This is a genomic window from Haemophilus parainfluenzae ATCC 33392 (assembly GCF_031191205.1).
GTDB classification, from domain to species: Bacteria; Pseudomonadota; Gammaproteobacteria; order Enterobacterales; family Pasteurellaceae; genus Haemophilus_D; species Haemophilus_D parainfluenzae.
In genome coordinates, this window is the sequence record NZ_CP133470.1 from 1,048,985 (window position 1) to 1,071,622 (window position 22,638).

At 40.6% G+C, this 22,638-nt stretch carries 20 protein-coding genes; 13 read left to right on the forward strand and 7 right to left on the reverse strand.

Going from position 1 to position 22,638, the window contains the following annotated elements; genetic code table 11:
* The first annotated feature begins 126 nt into the window (after positions 1-126).
* The gene (locus tag RDV53_RS05185; RefSeq protein WP_032822534.1) at positions 127-585 is read left to right on the forward strand and encodes an Lrp/AsnC family transcriptional regulator; all 459 of its coding nucleotides are present in this window, start codon (positions 127-129) and stop codon (positions 583-585) included.
* A gap of 62 nt (positions 586-647) precedes the next feature.
* Here the strand turns inward: RDV53_RS05185 and nhaA are convergent, their stop codons facing one another.
* The gene (gene nhaA, locus RDV53_RS05190; protein WP_005695213.1) at positions 648-1,832 is read right to left on the reverse strand and encodes a Na+/H+ antiporter NhaA; all 1,185 of its coding nucleotides are present in this window, start codon (positions 1,830-1,832) and stop codon (positions 648-650) included.
* Positions 1,833-2,041: 209 nt separating this feature from the next.
* Between nhaA and brnQ the strand changes: the two genes are divergently transcribed.
* Positions 2,042-3,343, forward strand: coding sequence for a branched-chain amino acid transport system II carrier protein (gene brnQ, locus RDV53_RS05195; protein ID WP_032822533.1), 1,302 nt, complete (start codon positions 2,042-2,044; stop codon positions 3,341-3,343).
* A gap of 64 nt (positions 3,344-3,407) precedes the next feature.
* Here brnQ and rlmB read toward each other — a convergent pair whose 3' ends face one another.
* The 3 genes from rlmB to rpsT all read right to left on the reverse strand — a co-directional run bounded on the left by rlmB (position 3,408) and on the right by rpsT (position 6,998).
* A complete protein-coding gene (gene rlmB, locus RDV53_RS05200) occupies positions 3,408-4,148 on the reverse strand; it encodes a 23S rRNA (guanosine(2251)-2'-O)-methyltransferase RlmB (protein WP_005695215.1) in 741 nt (246 codons plus the stop codon).
* A gap of 80 nt (positions 4,149-4,228) precedes the next feature.
* A complete protein-coding gene (rnr, locus tag RDV53_RS05205) occupies positions 4,229-6,574 on the reverse strand; it encodes a ribonuclease R (RefSeq protein ID WP_005695216.1) in 2,346 nt (781 codons plus the stop codon).
* A gap of 160 nt (positions 6,575-6,734) precedes the next feature.
* On the reverse strand, positions 6,735-6,998 hold the full coding sequence (gene rpsT / locus RDV53_RS05210; protein ID WP_005695217.1) for a 30S ribosomal protein S20: 264 nt from the start codon (positions 6,996-6,998) through the stop codon (positions 6,735-6,737).
* 266 nt (positions 6,999-7,264) lie between these two features.
* Here rpsT and murJ point away from each other — a divergent pair, with 266 nt between their 5' ends.
* Genes murJ through ileS form a run of 3 tightly spaced genes read left to right on the forward strand, consistent with a single transcriptional unit; the run spans position 7,265 to position 12,673 of the window.
* Positions 7,265-8,839 (forward strand): murein biosynthesis integral membrane protein MurJ, encoded by a 1,575-nt coding sequence (murJ, locus tag RDV53_RS05215; RefSeq protein ID WP_005695218.1) that lies wholly within the window; start codon positions 7,265-7,267, stop codon positions 8,837-8,839.
* Between the two features lie 49 nt (positions 8,840-8,888).
* A complete protein-coding gene (gene ribF / locus RDV53_RS05220) occupies positions 8,889-9,815 on the forward strand; it encodes a bifunctional riboflavin kinase/FAD synthetase (protein ID WP_005695219.1) in 927 nt (308 codons plus the stop codon).
* Positions 9,816-9,847: 32 nt separating this feature from the next.
* Positions 9,848-12,673, forward strand: coding sequence for an isoleucine--tRNA ligase (gene ileS / locus RDV53_RS05225; protein ID WP_005695220.1), 2,826 nt, complete (start codon positions 9,848-9,850; stop codon positions 12,671-12,673).
* 104 nt (positions 12,674-12,777) lie between these two features.
* Here the strand turns inward: ileS and ypfJ are convergent, their stop codons facing one another.
* Positions 12,778-13,611: a KPN_02809 family neutral zinc metallopeptidase gene (gene ypfJ, locus RDV53_RS05230; RefSeq protein WP_005695221.1), complete on the reverse strand. Its 834-nt coding sequence runs from the start codon at positions 13,609-13,611 to the stop codon at positions 12,778-12,780.
* A 177-nt stretch (positions 13,612-13,788) separates the two neighbouring features.
* Here ypfJ and lysM point away from each other — a divergent pair, with 177 nt between their 5' ends.
* The 8 genes from lysM to rplA all read left to right on the forward strand — a co-directional run bounded on the left by lysM (position 13,789) and on the right by rplA (position 20,106).
* On the forward strand, positions 13,789-14,229 hold the full coding sequence (lysM, locus tag RDV53_RS05235; RefSeq protein WP_005695222.1) for a peptidoglycan-binding protein LysM: 441 nt from the start codon (positions 13,789-13,791) through the stop codon (positions 14,227-14,229).
* Between the two features lie 213 nt (positions 14,230-14,442).
* Positions 14,443-15,741, forward strand: coding sequence for a trigger factor (gene tig, locus RDV53_RS05240; protein ID WP_005695223.1), 1,299 nt, complete (start codon positions 14,443-14,445; stop codon positions 15,739-15,741).
* Positions 15,742-15,885: 144 nt separating this feature from the next.
* A complete protein-coding gene (gene clpP / locus RDV53_RS05245; protein ID WP_005695224.1) occupies positions 15,886-16,467 on the forward strand; it encodes an ATP-dependent Clp endopeptidase proteolytic subunit ClpP in 582 nt (193 codons plus the stop codon).
* A 9-nt stretch (positions 16,468-16,476) separates the two neighbouring features.
* On the forward strand, positions 16,477-17,715 hold the full coding sequence (gene clpX / locus RDV53_RS05250; RefSeq protein WP_005695225.1) for an ATP-dependent protease ATP-binding subunit ClpX: 1,239 nt from the start codon (positions 16,477-16,479) through the stop codon (positions 17,713-17,715).
* A gap of 121 nt (positions 17,716-17,836) precedes the next feature.
* Positions 17,837-18,253, forward strand: a complete 417-nt coding sequence (gene secE / locus RDV53_RS05255) for a preprotein translocase subunit SecE (protein ID WP_005695226.1) — start codon at positions 17,837-17,839, stop codon at positions 18,251-18,253.
* Position 18,254: 1 nt separating this feature from the next.
* Positions 18,255-18,812: a transcription termination/antitermination protein NusG gene (nusG, locus tag RDV53_RS05260; RefSeq protein ID WP_005695227.1), complete on the forward strand. Its 558-nt coding sequence runs from the start codon at positions 18,255-18,257 to the stop codon at positions 18,810-18,812.
* Positions 18,813-18,983: 171 nt separating this feature from the next.
* Positions 18,984-19,412 (forward strand): 50S ribosomal protein L11, encoded by a 429-nt coding sequence (gene rplK, locus RDV53_RS05265; RefSeq protein ID WP_005695228.1) that lies wholly within the window; start codon positions 18,984-18,986, stop codon positions 19,410-19,412.
* 4 nt (positions 19,413-19,416) lie between these two features.
* Complete coding sequence (gene rplA / locus RDV53_RS05270; RefSeq protein WP_005695230.1) at positions 19,417-20,106, forward strand: 50S ribosomal protein L1; 690 nt, start codon at positions 19,417-19,419, stop codon at positions 20,104-20,106.
* 155 nt (positions 20,107-20,261) lie between these two features.
* Here the strand turns inward: rplA and RDV53_RS05275 are convergent, their stop codons facing one another.
* Positions 20,262-21,407 (reverse strand): iron-containing alcohol dehydrogenase, encoded by a 1,146-nt coding sequence (locus RDV53_RS05275; RefSeq protein WP_005695231.1) that lies wholly within the window; start codon positions 21,405-21,407, stop codon positions 20,262-20,264.
* Between the two features lie 48 nt (positions 21,408-21,455).
* On the reverse strand, positions 21,456-22,637 hold the full coding sequence (locus RDV53_RS05280; protein ID WP_005695232.1) for a glutathionylspermidine synthase family protein: 1,182 nt from the start codon (positions 22,635-22,637) through the stop codon (positions 21,456-21,458).
* Between the last annotated feature and the right edge of the window lies 1 nt (position 22,638).

Here is a 22,638-nt window from a genome sequence, read left to right on the forward strand (position 1 = left end):
TATTTCCTTAGGTTTGATAACGTCATTATAAAAGTCTGGTGTGGTAAATTTTCTCAATATAAAATAATTAGTGATTATTTTTCTCAAGTTTGAGTGGTATTTGGCATTTATTTTCAAGGTGTAAACATGGAATTAGATAAATTAGATCGGGATATTTTAAATATCCTCCAACAAGATGCGACTCTGCCATTAAAAGAGCTTGCGGAAAAAGTGCATAGCTCGGTAGCAACCTGTCAGCGTCGAATTCAATTACTGACAGAAAAAGGGGTTATTACCAAGCAAGTGGCGGTGGTATCGCCAAAGGCCGTGGGTAGAGGCATTAGTGTTTTTGTGATGGTGGAAATGGATAATCAACATTCCCGCTTTCAAGAGTTATTTGAACGGAAAATGCGACAAGAAACCGATGTGGTGAGCTGTTATGAAATTTCTGGCGATTATGATTTTATGCTGCTTATTCACGCTGAAAGCATGGAAAGTTACCATTCGTTTACCCGTCGCGTTCTAACCGGTGAATATCATGTTCGCACTTATAAGAGCTTGTTTGTAATGAATTTTACCAAAGCAGAGAGCGGGATTTTGTTATAGTTGTGTAAATAAAAAAGAAAATCCTTTGCTAAAGTGGCAAAGGATTTTTTATTAAGACGTGATTATTTCGGTAACCTTGTTGTGGCTTTTAACGCCATATACCCCATAATCGCAGAAACCGTGGAGCCTAATAAGATCCCTAATCGAGAAAGGGCATTAATGCTTTCACCGGCATCAGCATTGAAGGCCAGGCTTGCTAAGAACATTGACATGGTGAAACCGATACCACATAAAATCGCTACGGCAAAAATTTGTTTGAAGTTGATGCCTTGCGGAAGTTTTGCTATGCCTAGTTTTACGGAAAGGTAGCTGAAACCAAATACGCCGAGTGGTTTTCCAATAATTAAGCCTAAAGAAATCGCAAATAATAATGGTGATGAAAGCATGCTTGAGTCGATACCATCAAAACTTACCCCCGCATTGGCAAATGCGAATAATGGCAGAATAACAAAGGATGACCAAGGCGCAAGAATATGTTCAAAGTCATGTAACGGCGTTTCGCCATTTTTGCCTTTCAATGGAATACAAAACCCGATGATAACGCCTGCAAGAGTAGCATGTACGCCCGATTTTAATACAGAAGCCCACAAGATTGTTCCCACCACCATATAGGCACAAAGTGCGGTCACTTTAAAGCGATTTAATGCAATAAGTACAGCAATTGCAATGGCAGCAAAGACGAGTGCTTGCACGCTTAATCCATGGGAGAAGAAGAGTGCAATCACAACAATTGCACCTAAGTCATCAATGATGGCTAAAGCAAGTAAAAAGATTTTTAGTGGGAGTGGCACTTGTTTACTTAATAACGCCATGATGCCCAGTGCAAAGGCAATGTCTGTCGCCATTGGGATTGCCCAGCCATCGGCTAAAGTAGGATCTTGTTGTGCAATAAAAATATAAACCAAGGCAGGAATAACCATTCCGCCAACGGCAGCAATAGCAGGGAAAACCGCTTGTTGATAGCTTGAAAGGGAACCCTCAAATAATTCTCTTTTGACTTCCATTCCCACTAAAACAAAGAATACCGCCATAAAACCATCATTGATCCAGTGAATTAAGGTTTTATCGATAGAAAAAGTCCCTACTTGAATGCTGACTGGTAAGTTTAAAAAGTCGTTATAGTTTTGATTGAGCGGTGAATTGGCTAATAGTATTGCGATTACCGCTGAAAAAAGTAATAAAATTCCGCCAGCTGATTCCAATTTGAAAAAACGCTGAATTTGTTGAATCAAACTCAGTTTATTCATTCATTCTCTCCTAAAAAAGTAATAAAAAATAATAAAGGCTGGATACTATCACAAATTTACTGATTTTTGGAAAATAGGCTATGGATAATGTGTGATTTAATTGGGATGTGATAGAGTTCGTGATCTATTTCACAGAATTTATTTTCATTTTTGGAATAAAAAACAATTTAATAGTAAAATTCTTAAAGTTTATTTATTCGAGAATACTTATGTTTTCAAAAAAAGACATCATCGTACTAGGTATGATGATTTTTGCTTTATTTTTAGGCGCGGGAAATATTATTTTTCCTCCAATGGAAGGTTACTCCGCAGGTAATCATTGGGCAACGGCTTCGCTAGGGTTTGTGATAACGGGCGTACTCATGCCATTTATTACATTGGTTGTGGTGTCAGTGTTAGGACGTGGCGAAGAACTGACTAAGGACTTACCCAAGTGGGCAGGCGTATCCTTTTTAACCATTCTTTATTTAGTCATCGGTTCAACCTTTGCAATGCCTCGAATTACCAATGTTGCTTATGAAATGGCATGGTTACCATTGGGGCTCGTTGAAGATAGTGCGACGACTCGTCTTATTTTCTCTGTGATTTTTAATATTATCGCCATGGGATTTATGATTCGCCCAAGTACCATTATTTCAACGGTGGGTGAAGTGATGACGCCGGCATTATTAGTATTATTACTCGTTGTTGGGATCACGGTTTTTGTTTCACCACTTTCTGAGATTGTTGCCCCATCGCAGGCTTATGCCGAGAATTCAGCACTAACCACAGGCTTAATTAGTGGTTATCAAACGATGGATGTACTAGCTGCGATTGCCTTTGGTGGCATTGTTGCGCGGGCATTATCTGCAAAAAATGTGACCAATCCACAAAAGATTATTCAATATACGATTTCAGCCGGTTTTGTCTCTGTCATTTTATTAGGTTGTTTATATTTTGCCTTATTCTATTTAGGGGCGACTTCTGATGCTGTGGCACAAGGTGCAACAAATGGTGGACAAATTTTCTCTCGTTATGTGAATAGTTTATTCGGCACGGCGGGAACCTGGATTATGGCGGGTATTATTACTTTAGCAAGCTTAACCACATTAGTGGGCGTAACCAGTGCTTGTGGTGATTACTTCTCCAAGTTTTCGACACGTTTTTCTTATCCATTTTGGATTGTCTTCTTCACCGCAATGACGACAATTATTTCACAATATGGCTTAACAAAATTACTCCGAGTGACAATTCCAGCCTTGTTGTTGATTTACCCAATGGCGATCATGTTAGTGGTTTTACAGCTTGTGCGTAATAAATTGCCTTCTATTCGATTGAGCTATTACGTAACTATCTTTGTGACTGTTTGTTTTAGTTTAGTTGATAGTTTGAAAAACTTAGATGTTTTGCCTGAAGGGTTGCATCAAGTCATGATTCATTTCCCGCTTTACTCACAAGGATTAGCTTGGTTGGTGCCAGCATTATGTACTTTAGTGTTCTCTATACTATTAGGGAAAACCATTTCAAAATAACAAAAATGCCGACCATGATTTGTCGGCATTTTTTATATCAAGTGCGGTTAGTTTTTTGCACGTTTTAGGCGGCTAGACGTTGTCTCACAATTTCAAATAAACATACGCCAGTCGCAACAGAAACATTCAGGGATGAAACTGAGCCCGCCATTGGAATACTAATAAGCTGATCGCAATGCTCACGGGTAAGGCGACGCATGCCTTCACCTTCGGCCCCCATCACCAAAGCAAGAGAACCCGTAAGTTTAGTTTGGTAAATGGTTTCTGTTGCTTCGCCGGCTGTACCCACCACCCAAATATTATGATTTTGTTGTAGATCTCGCAAAGTACGCGCTAAGTTAGTGACGCGAATTAATGGCACAGTCTCTGCTGCACCGCAAGCCACTTTACGTGCGATAGAAGTGAGCTGAGCGGATTTATCTTTTGGCACGATAACGGCGCTCACACCAGCTGCATCCGCAGTACGTAAACAGGCTCCTAGGTTATGGGGATCCGTCACGCCATCAAGCACCAATAAAAGTGGATTTTGCTTACGAGTAAGAAGTTCATCCAAATCGTGTTCATTCAGCTCTTTGGCTTCTTGTACACGCGCAATCACACCTTGATGCACTTCACCGTTGGATTTTTTATCTAATGTTTGACGGGTTACAAATTGCACCGCAATGCCTAAAGCATAGAGCTCATTGAGTAAGGGTTGTAGGCGTTTATCTTCACGGCCTTTCAGCACAAAAACTTCAATTAAACGCTCAGGACTATTTGCTAAAATGCTGTTTACAGCATGGATACCATAGATATTTTCTGACATAGGGTTCTCTTATTTATTATTTTTTGTCATTATCCTCCCCGCTTTATCAACGAGGAGACTGGGGAGATTGGGTTAAAATATTATTTCTTCCGTTTTCTAGTCGGTTTCTTAGAAACATCTTTATTTTTGACCGCACTTTTACGTTTTTTTGACGCTTTAGGTGGCAGTTCCTTAAAGACTTTTTTGGCTTTTTGTTTTGCCGTTTTGCCCACACGACGTGGTTTTCTGGCACTTTCGACTAAACTGAAATCGACCATTTTTTGTTCTAAATGAACGGCGACCACGCGAATTTTTACTTTATCGCCAAGGCGATAAATCATACCACTATTTTCACCGATTAAACGTTGTTTTGCCGCATCAAATTGATAGTAGTCGTTATCTAAAGTGGAAATATGGACTAAGCCGTCAATGAATAGCTCATCTAAACGTACGAATAAGCCAAAGCCCGTTACAGATGAGATCACTCCGCTAAACTCAGCGCCCACGTGATCTTGCATATATTCACATTTCAGCCAATCTGCTACTTCGCGAGTGGCATCATCGGCACGGCGTTCTGTCATCGAGCAGTGATCACCTAATAAATCCATTTCATCAAAAGAATAATGATAGCCGCCAGTATCTGTCGTTTTACGTTTAGCCCCTTTTTCTTTTGCTAATAAATATTTAATTCCACGGTGAAGGGTTAAATCCGGATAACGACGAATCGGGGAAGTAAAGTGTGCATATTCCTCTAAAGCTAAACCAAAGTGGCCGATATTATCCGCATGATAAACGGCTTGGCTTAATGAACGCAGTAACATGGTTTGGATAAGCTCATGATCTGGACGATCTTTCACTTGCTCTAACAATTTCGCATAATCTTTTGTGGTCGGTTTCATGCCACCTTCAAGGCTTAAACCACATTCACTTAAGAATGCACGGAAAGATGTCAGTTTTTCTTCACTCGGTGTGGCATGAATACGATAGAGTGCAGGCTCTTTATGTTTTTCCATAAAGTTTGCTGCTGCAATATTCGCAAGAATCATGCATTCTTCAATGATTTTGTGAGCATCATTTCGCACAACAGGCTCAATGCGATCAATTCGTCCCATGGCATTGAAAATAAATTTGGTTTCAATGGTTTCAAAATCAATAGCACCACGTTGTTTGCGTGCATTGAGTAACGCTTGATAGAGGTGATGCAATTCTTCTAAATGCGGCACTAGCCCTTGATAACGCGTGCGAAGTTCATCATCACCATCTAAAATTGCCGCGACTTTCGTATAGGTTAAACGAGCATGAGAATTCATTACCGCTTCATAAAAACGATAGTCCGTGAGTTTACCTTTGGCGGAGACGTGCATTTCACACACCATACACAAGCGATCAACTTGTGGATTCAGTGAACACAATCCGTTCGATAAAATCTCCGGCAGCATTGGCACAACACGATTTGGGAAGTAAACGGAGTTACCTCGGTTATAAGCTTCAGTATCTAATGCAGAACGTAAACGTACATAGTAGCTGACATCGGCAATTGCCACCCAAAGCTTCCAGCCTTTACCACTTTTTTCGCAATATACGGCATCATCAAAATCGCGCGCATCTTCGCCATCAATGGTCACCAGAGGAAAATTGCGTAAATCCACACGGCCTTTTTTGGCTTCTTCAGGCACTTCTTCCGTGAATTTTTTAACGTATTTTTCGACCGCACTTGGGAATTGGTGAGGAATGTCATGATTACGAAGGGCGATCTCCACTTCCATCCCTTTTGCCATATTGTCACCCAGAATTTCGCTAATGATACCAATAGGTTGAGTAAAGGAGGCAGAGCGTTCTTGTAATTCAACCACGACAACTTGTCCCATTCGGGCCCCATTGCGGTGTTCATTAGGGACTAAAATATCTCGTCCGATACGACTGTCATCAGGCACCACATAGCTAAAACCATTTTCTAAGAAGAAACGGCCAACAATTTGTTTTTTACGACTTTCAAGTACACGAACAATACGGACTTCACGACGACCACGTCGATCCAAGCCTGCCGGTTGGGCTAATACAAAATCACCGTGCATTACGCGTTGCATTTGGTGATTAGGAATAAAGAGATCCTCTTTTTTGCCTTCGACTTGTAAAAAGCCATAGCCTTCGCGATGGCCGATGACCATGCCTTTGAATAAATCCAATTTTTCAGGCAAGGCATAGCGTTTACGTTTAGTAAAAACTAACTGTCCATCATTTTCCATGGCGCGTAAGCGGCGGCGCATGGCTTCTTGTTGTTCGTCACTTTTAATTGAAAGTGCGGTCAGAATTTCTTCCCGACTCATCGGGGCATTATTTTCACGAATAATTTGCAGAATGTAGTCTCTGCTTGGGATTGGATTACCATATTTGGCTAATTCTTTTTGATAATTCGGATCCGCTTTTTTTAAAGATTTTTTGGTCATTTATCGTTTATTTTATGATTAATTTTTAAGTTGTGGGGTAGTTTACAGGTTAAAGGGGGGAATGCAAGCTTGTTATCGGGCGTTTGTGGCAGGACGGTTTAAGACAAACAAAAACCGCACCAAAGTGCGGTTTTATTTTTAAGCTGTTTTAATGCTTTAATTACGCTAATTTTTTGATTTGAGCAGCTAATTTAGCTTTGTGGTTTGCTGCTTTGTTAGCGTGGATTAAGCCTTTAGAAGCCATACGGTCAACAACTTTTTGCATTTCAACGAATGCTGCTTCAGCTGCTGCTTTTTCACCTGCTGCTACTTGAGCATATACTTTTTTGATGTAAGTACGCATCATAGAGCGTTGGCTTGCGTTGTGTTGGCGGCGTTTTTCAGATTGAACCGCGCGTTTTTTTGCTGACTTGATATTAGCCAAGGTCAAACTCCTAAAATTTCTGTTAGATGATTATGACAAAATAAGGGCGTAGAATATGCCGATTTTTTATACTTTTGTCAATGAATAATTTGTGTTGATTTCGGTGAGACACAACCGAAAGTAAGCATCGTTATTTAAAAAAAGCGCTTTCTATTGGCTCACACAAACGATGTGGGCAGGATTTTATCAGTTTTTTTCGTTGGAATATAGCGTAAAAACAAAAATTCTATACAATTAAGGCAAATTTTTTTGAAGAGACCCCTATTTTGAGTAAACGACTTTTAAAATCCGGCATTATCGTGAGTGGGATGACATTAGTGTCCCGTGTGTTAGGTTTAGTCCGCGATGTGGTGATTGCCCATTTAATCGGTGCAGGCGCGGCGGCAGACGTATTTTTATTCGCTAACCGGATCCCAAACTTTTTGCGTCGTTTATTTGCGGAAGGCGCATTTTCTCAAGCCTTTGTACCCGTATTAGCTGAATATCAAAAATCGGGCGATCTTTCTAAAACGCGAGAATTTATCGGGAAAGTGTCGGGTACACTGGGTGGATTAGTCAGTATTGTCACTTTACTTGCTATGGTGGGATCACCTGTTGTGGCGGCGATCTTTGGGATCGGATGGTTTACCGATTGGCTAAATGATGGACCTGATGCACACAAATTTGAACAAGCGTCTTTACTCTTAAAAATTACGTTTCCTTATTTATGGTTTGTCACCTTTGTGGCACTTTCCGGCGCGATTTTAAATACAATAGGTAAATTTGGCGTGATGTCGTTTTCGCCTGTTTTACTTAATATCGCGATGATTGCGACCGCACTTTTTTTCGCGCCAAGATTAGACAATCCTGATCTTGCTCTTGCCATCGGGATCTTCTTAGGTGGTTTGCTACAATTTTTATTCCAAATCCCTTTCTTGAAGAAAGCAGGCTTGCTCGTAAAACCAAAATGGGCGTGGCATGATGAAGGGGTAGCTAAAATTCGTCGATTGATGATTCCTGCCTTGTTCGGGGTTTCCGTAAGTCAAATTAATTTGCTGCTTGATACGGTCATTGCCAGTTTCTTAATGACGGGATCTATTAGCTGGCTTTATTATTCTGATCGTCTATTAGAGTTCCCTCTTGGTCTATTTGGTATCGCCATTTCCACCGTGATTTTACCGACACTTGCTCGCCATCATGTGAATCGAGAAGACAATTCTTCCCAAAGTGCGGTTGATTTTCGTAACACTATGGACTGGGGCGTGCGAATGATTTTATTACTCGGTGTGCCTGCCGCGATTGGTATTGCCGTGTTAGCCCAACCAATGTTATTGGTATTATTTATGCGTGGTAGTTTTACCTTAACAGATGTGCATTCAGCCTCTTATTCCTTATGGGCATTCAATGCGGGTTTACTTAGCTTTATGCTGATTAAGATCCTGGCTAATGGCTATTACGCACGCCAAGACACCAAAACGCCCGTGAAAATCGGGATTATCGCTATGGTGAGCAATATGGGCTTTAACGTATTGGCGATTCCATTTAGTTATGTGGGTTTAGCAATGGCTTCTGCCATGTCAGCAACCTTAAATGCTTATTTGCTTTATCGTGGTTTAGCGAAAGCGGATGTGTATCATTTTTCACGCAAAAGTGCGGTCTTTTTTCTGAAAGTTTTAGGCGCAGCCTTAGCCATGGGAGGCTTGCTTTGGTATAACTGCCCATCAATTGAAGAATGGGCCTCCATGACATTTTTAATGCGTATCTATTGGTTGGTTTGGTTAATCGGACTGGCTGCAGTAGTTTATTTAGGTGTATTGGTGCTCTTGGGTGTTCGTAAACACCATTTACTGACAAAACATTAAGTTACCGCTATAATGCACCGATTATTTTTTGTTTTTTGGATAAGATGTAATGCAATTAATTCGTGGGCTTCATTATTCACCGCCATATTTGTCAGGGTGTGCATTAACCATTGGCAATTTTGATGGGGTGCATTTGGGGCATCAGGCGATTTTGCGTCATCTTCGCCAGAAAGCGAATGCGCTGAATTTACCTATGGCGGTGATGCTTTTCGAGCCGCAACCGCGCGAATATTTTATGGGCGACAAAGCGCCTGCGCGTTTAATGCGATTAAGAGATAAATTACATTATTTAGCTCAGGCGGGTGTGGATGTGGTGATCGTCGCGAAATTTGACCGCACTTTTGCTAATCTTCCGGCAGAACAATTTATTGAAGATTGGCTTGTACGAAAATTAAATGTGAAATTTCTCAGTATTGGCGATGATTTCAAATTTGGTGCGAAGCGTTTAGGCAATTTTGCGATGTTGCAACAAGCCGGAAAGCGGTTTGGGTTTGAAGTAGAAGACAGCCGCACCTTCTGTTTAGATGAGTTACGTATCAGTAGCACCGCTATCCGTGAAGCATTGGCTAAAGATGATTTACAGCATGCACAAAATTTACTCGGTAAGCCTTATCGTATTTTGGGTCGAGTTATACACGGCAATAAATTAGGGCGAACCATTGGTTTTCCTACCGCGAATGTTCGCTTACATCGCCAAGTGAACCCTGTAAAAGGGGTTTATGCCGTGAAAGTGCGGTTAAAATCAGGCGAGATTTTTAACGGCGTCGCTAACATGGGAAAACGCCCAACCATTAACGGTACGATACAATTATTAGAAGTCCATTTATTTGATTTTTCTGAGAATATTTATGGGCAAATGGTCGAAGTGGAATTCTGCCAGAAGATTCGCGATGAGATAAAGTTTCCTTCTTTTGAAGCGTTGAAAGCTCAAATTGAACAAGACGTAAAAACAGCGAAAGCATTTTTTGCAAAATAGAATTATATTGAAATATAAAATTGGAAAATAACATGACAGTTGATTACAAAAACACGTTAAATTTACCTGAAACAGGTTTCCCAATGCGTGGCGATCTAGCCAAACGCGAACCTGTAATGTTAAAAAATTGGTATGACAAACAGTTGTATCAAAAAATCCGCCAAGCGACGAAAGGTAAGAAATCCTTTATTTTGCATGATGGCCCTCCGTATGCGAACGGCAATATTCATATCGGTCACGCCGTTAATAAAATTCTGAAAGATATTATTGTTAAATCCAAAACTGCATTAGGTTTTGATTCGCCTTATATCCCAGGGTGGGACTGTCATGGCTTGCCAATTGAATTAAAAGTAGAAGGTTTAGTGGGCAAACCAAACGAGAAAATTACAGCAGCTGAATTCCGCAAAAAATGTCGTGAATATGCCGCGGAACAAGTAGAAGGGCAGAAAAAAGACTTTATCCGTTTAGGTGTGTTGGGCGATTGGGATAATCCTTATTTAACGATGAACTTCAACACCGAAGCAAACATCATCCGTACACTCGGTAAAGTGATTGCGAATGGCCACTTATACAAAGGCTCAAAACCGGTGCACTGGTGTTTAGATTGCGGTTCTTCTTTAGCAGAAGCAGAAGTGGAATACGAGGACAAAGTTTCTCCGTCTATCTATGTTCGTTTTCCAGCAGTAAGTGCGGTTGAAATTGAAGAGAAATTTAATGCGGTCGGTAAAGGTCATGGCAAGTTATCAGCAGTGATTTGGACAACCACTCCTTGGACAATGCCATCTAACCGTGCGATTGCGGTAAATGCAGACTTAGAATACAACTTGGTACAACTTGGCGATGAGCGTGTGATTTTAGCTGCTGAATTAGTTGAGTCTGTTGCGAAAGCTGTGGGCGTAGAACAAGTTGAAGTGTTAGGTTCAGTAAAAGGTCAAGCGCTTGAGTTAGTACGCTTTAACCATCCGTTCTATGATTTCACTGTACCAGTAATTTTAGGTGATCACGTGACCACTGATGGCGGTACAGGTTTAGTTCACACCGCACCAGACCACGGTTTAGACGACTTTATTGTAGGACAAAAATATAATTTACCAATGGCGGGTCTTGTATCGAATGACGGTAAATTTATTTCAACCACTGAATTCTTCGCAGGCAAAGGCGTATTTGAAGCCAATCCATTGGTTGTTGAAAAATTACAAGAAGTGGGCAACTTATTAAAAGTTGAGAAAATTAAACACAGCTACCCACACTGCTGGCGCCACAAAACCCCAATTATTTTCCGTGCGACACCGCAATGGTTTATCGGTATGGAAACACAGGGTTTACGCCAACAAGCATTAGGTGAAATCAAACAAGTTCGCTGGATTCCAGATTGGGGTCAAGCACGTATCGAGAAAATGGTTGAAAACCGCCCTGACTGGTGTATTTCCCGTCAACGTACTTGGGGTGTACCGATGACCTTATTCGTGCACAAAGAAACCGAAGAACTTCATCCGCGTACTTTAGAGTTACTTGAAGAAGTAGCGAAACGTGTAGAGAAAGCCGGTATTCAAGCATGGTGGGATTTAGACGAAAAAGAATTATTAGGTGCGGACGCAGAAACCTATCGTAAAGTGCCTGATACCCTTGACGTATGGTTTGACTCAGGATCAACCTATTCTTCTGTTGTAGCAAATCGTCCGGAATTTAACGGCCAAGATATCGATATGTATTTAGAAGGTTCTGACCAACACCGTGGTTGGTTTATGTCTTCTTTAATGCTTTCTACGGCAACAGACAGCAAAGCACCATACAAACAAGTATTAACCCATGGTTTCACCGTGGATGGTCAAGGCCGTAAGATGTCAAAATCTATCGGTAATATCGTGACCCCACAAGAAGTCATGGATAAATTTGGTGGTGACATTTTACGTTTATGGGTTGCATCTACCGACTATACCGGTGAAATGACCGTTTCTGATGAGATCTTAAAACGTGCAGCAGATAGCTATCGTCGCATTCGTAACACTGCGCGTTTCTTACTAGCTAACTTGAATGGTTTTGATCCGCAACGTGATGCCGTTAAACCGGAAGAAATGATTAGCTTAGATCGTTGGGCGGTAGCTTGTGCGTTAGATGCTCAAAAAGAAATTAAAGACGCGTACGATAACTATCAATTCCACACGGTGGTACAACGTTTAATGCGTTTCTGTTCTGTGGAAATGGGCTCGTTCTACCTTGATATTATCAAAGACCGTCAATACACCACCAAAGCAGACAGCCTTGCGCGTCGTAGCTGCCAAACAGCGTTATGGCACATTGCAGAAGCATTGGTTCGTTGGATGGCACCAATCTTGTCATTCACGGCAGATGAAATTTGGGGCTACTTGCCACAAACGGCGACGCCACGTGCTGAATTTGTCTTTACTGAAGAATTCTACGAAGGCTTATTTGGCTTAGGTGAGAATGAAAAATTAGATGATGTTTACTGGCAACAACTGATTAAAGTTCGTTCTGAAGTGAACCGTGTATTAGAAATCGCCCGTAACGACAAAGTGATCGGTGGGGGGTTAGAAGCAGAAGTAACGGCTTATGCTAACGATGAATATCGTGCATTGTTAGAGCAATTAGGCAATGAATTACGTTTCGTGTTAATTACCTCAAAAGCAGAAGTGAAACCATTAGCTGACAAACCAGCAGATGTCGCTACTGGTGAGTTAGAGGGAATTGCCGTAAGCGTCGCACGTTCTCACGGTGAAAAATGTCCACGTTGCTGGCATTATTCTGACAAAATCGGTGTGAACCCTGAACATCCTACACTTTGTCCACGTTGTGTGGAAAACGTAGCGGGTAACGGCGAAGTACGTCAGTTCGCGTAAGCTTAACATCATAAAGAAAAAGTGCGGTCAAAATTGACCGCACTTTTTTATGCTGAAATGAACAGAAATAAAAAGGCTGATATGAATCAGCCTTAAAGATCTTATTAGTTAAAGGTATTACACACAGAAGGGTTAGCGCTTTGTAAGCCTTTTCTGAACCATTCTAGACGTTGTGCCGATGTACCGTGAGTGAAGCTATCAGGCACCACATAACCTTGGCTGCGTTTTTGTAAACGGTCATCGCCCACAGCTTCTGCTGCATTAAACGCTTTTTCTTCATCACCGCGTTCAAATAAACCACTTTTTACCGCTTGGCTCGCCCAAACACCAGCGAAGCAGTCAGCTTGAAGTTCTAATTGAACGGAAAGTTGATTTGCTGTTTTACGATCGCTGCTTTGTTGTGCGCGATTCACTTGCGGCAGAATGCCGAGCATATTTTGTACGTGGTGGCCGACTTCGTGTGCAATCACATAAGCAAAGGCTGAATCACCTGCTGCACCCAGTTTATTTTTCATTTCATTATAGAATGATAAATCAAGGTAAACTTTGCGATCGCTCGGACAGTAGAATGGGCCCATTGCTGATTGACCTGTACCACAAGCGGTTGGCGTTACGCCATTGTAAAGCACCATGGTTGGCTCGCTATAAGTTTTACCCATTTGTCTGAAATATTGTCCCCAAACGGTTTCAGTATCGGCTAATACAACTTTAGAAAGACTCGCAAGCTGCTGTTCTTCTTGAGTTTCTAACTGTTGAGAGCTTTGTCCTGAAAAATCAGGCGTACCCACTAATCCTGAAAGATCCACACCATAATAAGCGCCGACTAAAAGAATGATAATACCGAGCACACCGGTGCTTTTTCCGCCACCGAAGTTACCGCCACCAGAGCCACGTCTATCTTCAATATTTGAGCTTTCTCTACGACCTTCCCAACGCATAATTTGTCCTTTTTGTGTGAGTAAATTAAAAATCGGCGTATTCTATCAAAGTGCGGTCAATTTTAGATCAGTTTTCTTGAAATATTTACATAGCTTTACACTCTGATTTATGGACTTCTTAAGGGAATTTCAGTATCGTAATAATCCCTTAAACAAACATACAAAAGGAACTTTAAAATGGGTTTATTTGATTTTGTCAGTGACATTGGTAAGAAAGTTTTCTCTAAAGAAGAAGATGCATCTAAAGCAGTGACTCAACACATCGCTGAAGACAATCCAGGTGTGGAAAACTTATCTGTTACCGTGGAAAATGGTGTAGCAAATATCCAAGGTGTAGCATCAACTGCAGCGGCATTAGAAAAAGCGGTATTAATGGCGGGTAACATTCAAGGTATCCACTCAGTAACAAGCGATGCAAGCATCAATAACGGTGAAGCCTTAGGCAGTGATGAAACATTCTATGTAATCCAAAAAGGTGACACCTTGTGGAAAATCGCTGAGAAAGCTTACGGAAATGGCGCGAAATACACCGCTATCGTTGAAGCGAACAAAGAAGTGATTAAAGACGCGGATAAGATTTTCCCTGGTCAAAAAATTCGTTTACCGAAAGGTTTATAATTCGATAAAAAGTGCGGTTATTTTTGACTGCACTTTTTTCTTTATCAAAAATTGTTGATAAATTGTGCAATTTTAGCTGGTTTTCTATTGAATTTTCCGGTTTCTATCGACTGTTTGATTTTCTTTCGCTATAATTTGGCGGTTTTTTACTTTTACAAACAATAACGTGTTCGGTGTGGTTTTTACCGAGTGCAACATTAATTGAGGTTACAAATGTCATTAAATATTGAAACAACTCAAGGTTTAGAGCGTCGTGTGACGATCACCGTTCCAGCTGAAGCTGTAGAAAAAGCAACTCGTGAAGAATTCAAACGTGCAGCAAAAAATGTACGTGTTGATGGTTTCCGTAAAGGTCATGTGCCAGCTCACATCATTGAACAACGTTTTGGCGCATCAATCCGTCAAGATGTATTAAACGATTTATTACCACGTCATTTCTTTGACGCAGTAATCGCTGAGAAAATCAATATCGCAGGTCGTCCAACTTTCGCTATCGAAACGTTCGAACCAGGTAAAGATTTATCATTCACTGCAACTTTCGAAGTGTACCCGGAAGTTGAATTAAAAGGTTTAGAAAACATCAAAGTTGAGAAACCAACTGTTGAAATCACAGAAGCTGATATCGATAAAATGATTGAGGTATTACGTAAACAACAAGCCACTTGGGTTGAAAGCAAAGCCGCAGCGAAAGCAGATTCTCGCGTAACAATCGACTTCGTTGGTTATGTTGATGGCGAAGAGTTCGAAGGTGGTAAAGCAACTGATTTCGTTCTCTTCATGGGCCAAGGCCGCATGATTCCTGGTTTCGAAGAAGGTATCGTAGGTCACAAAGCAGGCGAACAATTCGATATCAATGTGACTTTCCCAGCGGAGTACCATTCTGAAAACTTAAAAGGTAAAGATGCAAAATTTGCGATCACCTTGAAAAAAGTAGAAGAAATGGAATTACCAGAATTAACAGATGAATTCGTTGCTAAATTTGGTCCAAACACCAAAACTGTGGCAGATTTACGTGCAGAAATCCGTAAAAACATGGAACGTGAATTGAAAAATGCATTAGTTTCTCGCGTTAAACAACAAGTCATCAACGGTTTAATCGAACAAAACCCAATTGATGTTCCAGCTTCTGCAGTAGAAGAAGAAATCAATGTATTACGTAACCAAGCTGCACAACGTTTCGGTGGCAATGCACAACAAGCTGCACAGCTACCACGTGAATTATTTGAAGCGGATGCAAAACGTCGTGTTCAAGTCGGTTTATTATTCTCTGAAGTGATCAAATCAAACGAATTGAAACCAGATGAAGAACGTGCGAAAGCAATGATCGCGGATATTGCTTCTGCTTACGAACAACCAGCTGAAGTAGTTGAATATTACAGCAAAAATGAAGAGTTAATGAACAACATTCGCAGCGTAGTATTAGAAGAACAAGCAGTTGATGCCGTTCTTGCTAAAGCTCAAGTGACTGAAAAAGCGTCTTCATTTGATGAGATCATGAATCCACAAGCATAATAATTGATAGAACGTGAATTAAATTCACAAGCATATCATCGAAAAGTGCGGTTGTTTTTTCAATGAAAAGCGACCGCATTTTTGTTTTTACTGATTTTCGGGTAGAATATTGCCCGATTTTTTAGCACATATTTAGGGGCAAAAATGAGTGTAATTCCTATGGTTGTCGAACAAACCTCTCGTGGTGAACGTTCGTACGACATTTATTCCCGCCTATTAAAAGAGCGCGTGATCTTCTTGAGTGGTGAAGTAGAAGATCGTATGGCAAATTTGATCGTGGCACAGCTACTTTTCTTAGAATCAGAAGATCCGAAAAAAGACATCAATATTTATATTAACTCACCGGGTGGCTCGGTGACTGCGGGTATGGCAATTTACGATACCATGCAATTTATTAAACCGGATGTGCGTACCCTTTGTATTGGTCAAGCTTGCTCAATGGGCGCATTCTTACTTGCGGGTGGTACAGCAGGAAAACGTGCAGCATTACCGAATGCACGTGTAATGATTCACCAACCGTTAGGTGGTTTCCGTGGACAAGCATCAGATATTCAGATCCACGCACAAGAAATTTTAAAAATTAAACAAACCTTAAACGAGCGTCTTGCTTTCCATACTGGTCAAAGCATCGAGCGTATCGAAAAAGACACCGATCGTGACAACTTTATGTCGGCAGAAGAAGCAAAAGCTTACGGCTTAGTGGACGATGTGTTGATTAAACGTTAAGGATTTAACATGACAACAAATGATAACGATCTTCACTGTTCTTTCTGCGGAAGAGAAAAAAGTGAAGTAGGTAAATTAATTGCGGGTACAGATGGTTATATTTGTAACGAGTGTATCGAGCTTTGCCACAGTATGTTAGAAGACAGTGGTGAAATCGAAACGCCTAGCGAACTGACAGTTGAAGAAAAATTACCAACCCCACACGAAATTCGCGCTCACTTAGATGATTATGTAATTGGGCAAGATTATGCGAAAAAAGTCTTGTCAGTGGCGGTTTACAATCACTATAAACGCTTACGCACGAATCACCAAAGCAATGATGTGGAATTAGGTAAAAGTAACATCTTGTTAATTGGTCCAACAGGTAGCGGTAAAACCTTATTAGCACAAACCTTGGCGCGTCGTTTGAATGTGCCTTTTGCTATGGCCGATGCGACGACGTTAACTGAAGCCGGTTATGTGGGCGAAGATGTGGAAAATGTTCTGCAAAAATTATTGCAAAACTGCGATTACGATACAGAAAAAGCAGAGCAGGGCATTATCTATATTGATGAAATTGATAAAATTAGCCGTAAATCAGAAGGCGCATCTATTACTCGAGATGTGTCTGGTGAAGGTGTGCAACAAGCCTTGTTGAAATTAATTGAAGGCACTATTGCGTCTGTACCGCCACAAGGTGGACGTAAACATCCTCAACAAGAAATGTTGAAAGTGGACACCTCAAAAATCCTCTTTATTTGTGGTGGGGCATTTGCTGGCTTAGATAAAATCATCGGTAAGCGTACACAAACTGATACTGGAATTGGTTTTGATGCGAAAGTAGAGAAGGAAGAAGAGAAAGAAAATCTTTCTGAATTATTCCGTCAAGTTGAGCCAGATGATTTAATGAAATTTGGTTTGATTCCAGAATTTATTGGTCGTCTTCCAATGATTGCGCCATTAAGCGAATTAGATGAAGAGGCGTTGATTCAGATCCTGACTCAACCGAAAAATGCACTGACCAAACAATATCAAGCATTATTTGGCTTAGAAGATGTAGAGCTTGAATTTACACCAGAAGCATTAAAAGCGATGGCGAAAAAAGCCCTTGAACGTAAAACCGGTGCACGTGGTTTACGCTCAATCGTTGAAGCTGTATTGTTAGATACGATGTATGATTTACCTTCAATCGAAAACTTGAAAAAAGTGATTGTGGATGAAGAAACGATCGTTGATAACAAACCACCAAAACTCGAATATAAAAATTAACAGAAAGTGCGGTTGTTTTTTCTGACATTTTTCATAGGCAATTCCGAAAGAAAATGCTACAATCGCACGTTCTGAAATTAATCTAAAAATTATTTATCCCTTATTTTATACGGATTCAATTATGGCAACTGAAATTGTTGAGAAAAAGAAACACGACCAAGAACAAGTCGTAGAAGGAAAATCAAAAGGCTTAAACACGCTTCTTTGGATTCTTTCTGTGGCATTTTTTACCGCAGCAGCAATTGGTAACGTTTATTTTAAAGAAGCCTTTTCTTTACCAGTGCGTGTAGTTGGCGTAGTTGTCGCCTTATTAATTGCCTTTGGTTTCGCTGCAATTACTAACCAAGGTACAAAAGCTCGTACATTCTTTAGCGAAGCAAAAGTTGAAGGTCGTAAAGTGGTATGGCCAACTCGTGCAGAAACACGTCAAACAACTTTAATCGTTATTGCGGTAACCGTGCTTACCTCTTTATTCTTCTGGGCAATTGATTCAATTATCATTGCATTGATTAACTTCTTAACTGATTTGAGATTCTAAAATGAGCGAAACTGAAAACGTATCCAAAAAACGTTGGTATGTATTGCAAGCATTCTCCGGCTTTGAGAGTCGTGTTGCAATCACATTACGTGAATATATCAAACAACAACAAATGGAAGATCAGTTTGGCGAAGTGTTAGTGCCGACTGAAGAAGTCGTTGAAAACGTAGCAGGTAAACGTCGTAAAAGTGAACGTAAATTTTTCCCTGGCTATGTGTTAGTTGAAATGGCAATGAATGATGACACATGGCACTTAGTGAAAAGTGTACCTCGTGTAATGGGCTTTATCGGTGGTACACCAGATAAGCCAGCGCCAATTTCTAAACGTGAAGCAGATTTAATTTTAAATCGTTTAGAGCAAAGTGCTGAAAAACCACGTCATCGTAAAGAATATCAACCAGGTGAAGAAGTGCGTGTGACAGAAGGTCCATTCGCAGACTTTAATGGTACGGTTGAAGAAGTAGATTACGAAAAAGGCCGCTTAAAAGTGTCTGTATCTATCTTCGGTCGTGCAACACCAGTTGAGCTTGAATTTGGTCAAGTGGAAAAAACACGTTAATTTCCCTTTTCCAAAACAAGAGATTTAATGACCGCACTTAAGCAATAAAGTGCGGTTGTTTTTCGAGTAGTTTTTCTACTTGAAATTTTGAGGCTGATTAATTAAAATACAGCCTTTCATTAACAGGGGAGCCGATTTCGGCGTTATCACCCATTTAGAGGAAACTAAAAAATGGCAAAAAAAGTCCAAGCATACGTTAAGTTGCAAGTTGCAGCTGGTATGGCAAACCCATCACCACCAGTTGGTCCTGCATTAGGTCAACAAGGTGTGAACATCATGGAATTCTGTAAAGCATTCAACGCTCGTACTGAGAGCATTGAAAAAGGTTTACCAATTCCAGTTGTTATCACTGTATATGCAGACCGTTCATTCACTTTCATTACTAAAACCCCACCAGCTGCAGTATTATTGAAAAAAGCTGCAGGTATCAAATCTGGTTCTGGTAAACCGAACAAAGATAAAGTGGGTAAAGTAACTTTAGATCAAGTTCGTCAAATCGCTGAAACTAAAGCAGCAGATATGACTGGCGCGACTATCGAAACTAAAATGAAATCAATTGCTGGTACTGCTCGCTCAATGGGCTTAGTGGTGGAGGAATAATACGATGGCTAAATTGACTAAAAAAATGAAAGCAATCAAAGCTGGCGTAGATTCTACTAAAGCATACGAAATCAACGAAGCAATCGCGTTATTAAAACAATTCGCAACTGCTAAATTCGTTGAAAGTGTTGACGTTGCAGTAAACTTAGGTATCGATCCTCGTAAATCAGACCAAAACGTTCGTGGTGCAACTGTATTACCACACGGTACTGGTCGTGAAGTACGCGTAGCTGTGTTCACCCAAGGTGCTAACGCAGATGCAGCTAAAGAAGCTGGCGCTGATTTAGTCGGTATGGAAGATTTAGCAGAGCAAATCAAAAAAGGCGAAATGAACTTTGACGTTGTTATCGCTTCTCCTGATGCAATGCGTGTTGTTGGTCAATTAGGTCAAGTATTAGGCCCTCGTGGTTTAATGCCAAACCCTAAAGTTGGTACCGTAACACCAAACGTTGCTGAAGCAGTTAAAAATGCTAAATCTGGTCAGATCCGTTATCGTAACGATAAAAACGGTATCATCCACACAACAATTGGTAAAGCAAACTTCTCTGAAGTTCAATTAAAAGAAAACCTTCAAGCATTATTGGCTGCTTTAAACAAAGCAAAACCAACTACTGCAAAAGGTATCTTTATCAAGAAAGTAAGCATCTCTACAACTATGGGTGCTGGTGTGGCTGTTGATCAAGCTTCACTATAATTAAGCGTTAAAACTTAATTCAAATTAACCGCACTTTGGGTAACTAAAGTGCGGTTATTTTTTGCATTCTTTTCAACAAGTGAAATGTTGAGAATATAAAAAGAGCGGTCAAATTCCATTGTTTTGTGAATTTGACCGCTCTTTTTTATGAGAGATTACTTCGCTAAAGCGAAAATGGCTTTAATAGCTTCTTTAGTATACGTTTTTTCCACTTTCGCTCTGATAGCGGTTTGAACCGCATTATCGACAATTTCAAATAAGGTTTTATCATCAATGCCAAGTTGTTCAAGGCGAGTTGGTGTGCCGATTTTATCAAACCAGGTTTTTAAAGCTTGAATACCCTCTTCAGCATTCTCTAGGCCAAATATTTCTTTAGCAAAGCGTTTGAATTGAGCAGGTCTTTGAGATTGATACCATTGCATCCATGCAGGCATAATCACAGAAAGCCCAGCTCCATGTGGCACATCTGAAATCGCACTCATGGAATGCTCAATCATATGATTGGGGAAACCGTAAGGTGAGATACCTAAATGGGTTAAGCCGTTTAACGCAAGTGTAGCTGCCCAGGCAAATTCACCACGCGCATTGAGATCTTGTGGGTCATTAAGCAAGATTTCAGTCGTACGGATAACGGTTTTAATATTGCTTTCTACTAAGAAATCAATAATTTCAGGGCGATATTCTGCGGTGAAATAGGCTTCAATCGAATGAGCAATAATATCTGCGGCAGAATACACTAAATAATCACGACTGACGGTCGCTTGTAATTTCGGATTAATGACCGATACTTTTGGGAATAAATGATTGTTGTGAATCGAATATTTTTGCTGCGTTTCTTCATTGGTAATGACTGAGCCCCAGTTCATTTCGCTGCCTGTTGCCGCAAGGGTGATTACATCAAAAATCATCAATGCTTTTTGTACCAGTGTGCCTTTAAAGAAGTCCCAAGTATCACCGTCATAGCAAGCACCGGCTGCGATCGCTTTCGCACTATCAAGGCAAGATCCACCACCGATACTCAACACACTATCTGCGCCAAAGGCTTTTGCCATTGCAACGGCTTCACGAACTTTACTGATTGTCGGGTTGCTTTTTACCCCGCCACATTCAATGTATTCAATTCCATGCTCACGCAAGCTTTTTGTCACATCTTCAAATAAACCGGATTGTTTGACACGCTCACTACCATAGATAATTAAGGCCTTTTTTGCACCGTATTCGTGCATATATTTACCCATCTCTTTTTCTTTATCGAGACCAAATTCAATACGAGTAGGGTTTTGAAAACTAAATGGATACATATTTATCTCCTTATTATCTGTTAAGTGCGGTCAGTTTTTGCGTTGTTTTTATTCTACAAAGTAATGCGGAATGAAGTGGCTATCATTGCCGGTAACTGGGGTAAAATCTTCTCTTAAGCCAATGCCACAAGCCACATCACCCACTACCCAAGAACCAATCATAGGATACATACCATCAAAATTTGGCAGTTCAAATTTTTGTTGATAGATGTAGCCAGCTTGATCGTAAAAGGCAGAATGCTCACTGCCTTTGGCAGCAAATTCTAGACCATTACGTTTTTCATAGTAAGAAACATTGGCGCCCTCACGACCTAACGTCGGTTTTTTTACCCATATTGATTGACGATCGGTAATATCATGTTTACTAAAGTAAGCGGGTAGTAATAAAGGGTGGTTTGGATGTTTTTGCCACAATTTCGCCAATAGCACTTTATTGCTTAATAGTAATTTCCACGCCGGTTCAATAAAGGTGGTGGATGAATTAAGCATGTGTGGTGCATATTCTGTCGTGGTCATCCATTCAAGCGGATAGAGCTTAAATAAACAATCAATAGGTTGATTATTCAGATCGAGGAATTGCTGACTGTCTTTATCGTAGCCTACATCTTCAATGGCAAGCTGATGAATATGCCAACCCGCGTTGTAAGCCACATCTGCTAGGTAATCAATATTGCCCCAATCTTCGCGACCCGCTTCTTGCATAGCACTAAAATGGAAATCGTTTAGCCCAGTTTGTTGTTGAATAAACTGAAAGCGATTCAGTAATTCTTCGTGAATCCAATTAAATTGGTCACGATGCGCTAAGCCTTCAATTTGCTCTAACCATTGCCATTGCACCACAGCAGCTTCAAGCAAGGAAGTAGGGGTGTCGGCATTGTATTCAAACATTTTGAGGTTTTCGCCGTCATAACCAAAATCAAAACGGCCATATAAGTGCGGTACGTTTTTAGCCCATGTTTGTTCAATCAGATTTTTCTGTAAATCGGTGAAGCGATAATGGGCATAATCACCTTGTTTCACTTCATCGGCAACAAAGTCCATACACATCGCGTGCAATTCGTTGGTGGCGTCTTCAATATGATCGATTTCCGCTAGGGTAAATTCATACGCTACATTATCCGACCAATAATGGGAACCATCAGAGGAGGGCAGATTATAGTAATCAAAGCCCACATCTAATAATTGTTGCACCATATTAGGGCGAGTAGGAAAGCCTGTGATTCGTTTCATA

Bases quoted from the DNA above. Each gene is read 5' to 3' on its own strand.
- ribF (WP_005695219.1), top strand. From the start codon at position 8,889: ATGCAATTAATTCGTGGGCTTCATTATTCACCGCCATATTTGTCAGGG.
- nusG (WP_005695227.1), top strand. From the start codon at position 18,255: ATGAGCGAAACTGAAAACGTATCCAAAAAACGTTGGTATGTATTGCAA.
- RDV53_RS05280 (WP_005695232.1), bottom strand. From the start codon at position 22,637: ATGAAACGAATCACAGGCTTTCCTACTCGCCCTAATATGGTGCAACAA.
- secE (WP_005695226.1), top strand. From the start codon at position 17,837: ATGGCAACTGAAATTGTTGAGAAAAAGAAACACGACCAAGAACAAGTC.
- clpP (WP_005695224.1), top strand. From the start codon at position 15,886: ATGAGTGTAATTCCTATGGTTGTCGAACAAACCTCTCGTGGTGAACGT.
- rplK (WP_005695228.1), top strand. From the start codon at position 18,984: ATGGCAAAAAAAGTCCAAGCATACGTTAAGTTGCAAGTTGCAGCTGGT.
- nhaA (WP_005695213.1), bottom strand. From the start codon at position 1,832: ATGAATAAACTGAGTTTGATTCAACAAATTCAGCGTTTTTTCAAATTG.
- brnQ (WP_032822533.1), top strand. From the start codon at position 2,042: ATGTTTTCAAAAAAAGACATCATCGTACTAGGTATGATGATTTTTGCT.
- rnr (WP_005695216.1), bottom strand. From the start codon at position 6,574: ATGACCAAAAAATCTTTAAAAAAAGCGGATCCGAATTATCAAAAAGAA.
- rplA (WP_005695230.1), top strand. From the start codon at position 19,417: ATGGCTAAATTGACTAAAAAAATGAAAGCAATCAAAGCTGGCGTAGAT.
- lysM (WP_005695222.1), top strand. From the start codon at position 13,789: ATGGGTTTATTTGATTTTGTCAGTGACATTGGTAAGAAAGTTTTCTCT.
- tig (WP_005695223.1), top strand. From the start codon at position 14,443: ATGTCATTAAATATTGAAACAACTCAAGGTTTAGAGCGTCGTGTGACG.
- rlmB (WP_005695215.1), bottom strand. From the start codon at position 4,148: ATGTCAGAAAATATCTATGGTATCCATGCTGTAAACAGCATTTTAGCA.
- ypfJ (WP_005695221.1), bottom strand. From the start codon at position 13,611: ATGCGTTGGGAAGGTCGTAGAGAAAGCTCAAATATTGAAGATAGACGT.
- RDV53_RS05275 (WP_005695231.1), bottom strand. From the start codon at position 21,407: ATGTATCCATTTAGTTTTCAAAACCCTACTCGTATTGAATTTGGTCTC.
- clpX (WP_005695225.1), top strand. From the start codon at position 16,477: ATGACAACAAATGATAACGATCTTCACTGTTCTTTCTGCGGAAGAGAA.
- RDV53_RS05185 (WP_032822534.1), top strand. From the start codon at position 127: ATGGAATTAGATAAATTAGATCGGGATATTTTAAATATCCTCCAACAA.
- ileS (WP_005695220.1), top strand. From the start codon at position 9,848: ATGACAGTTGATTACAAAAACACGTTAAATTTACCTGAAACAGGTTTC.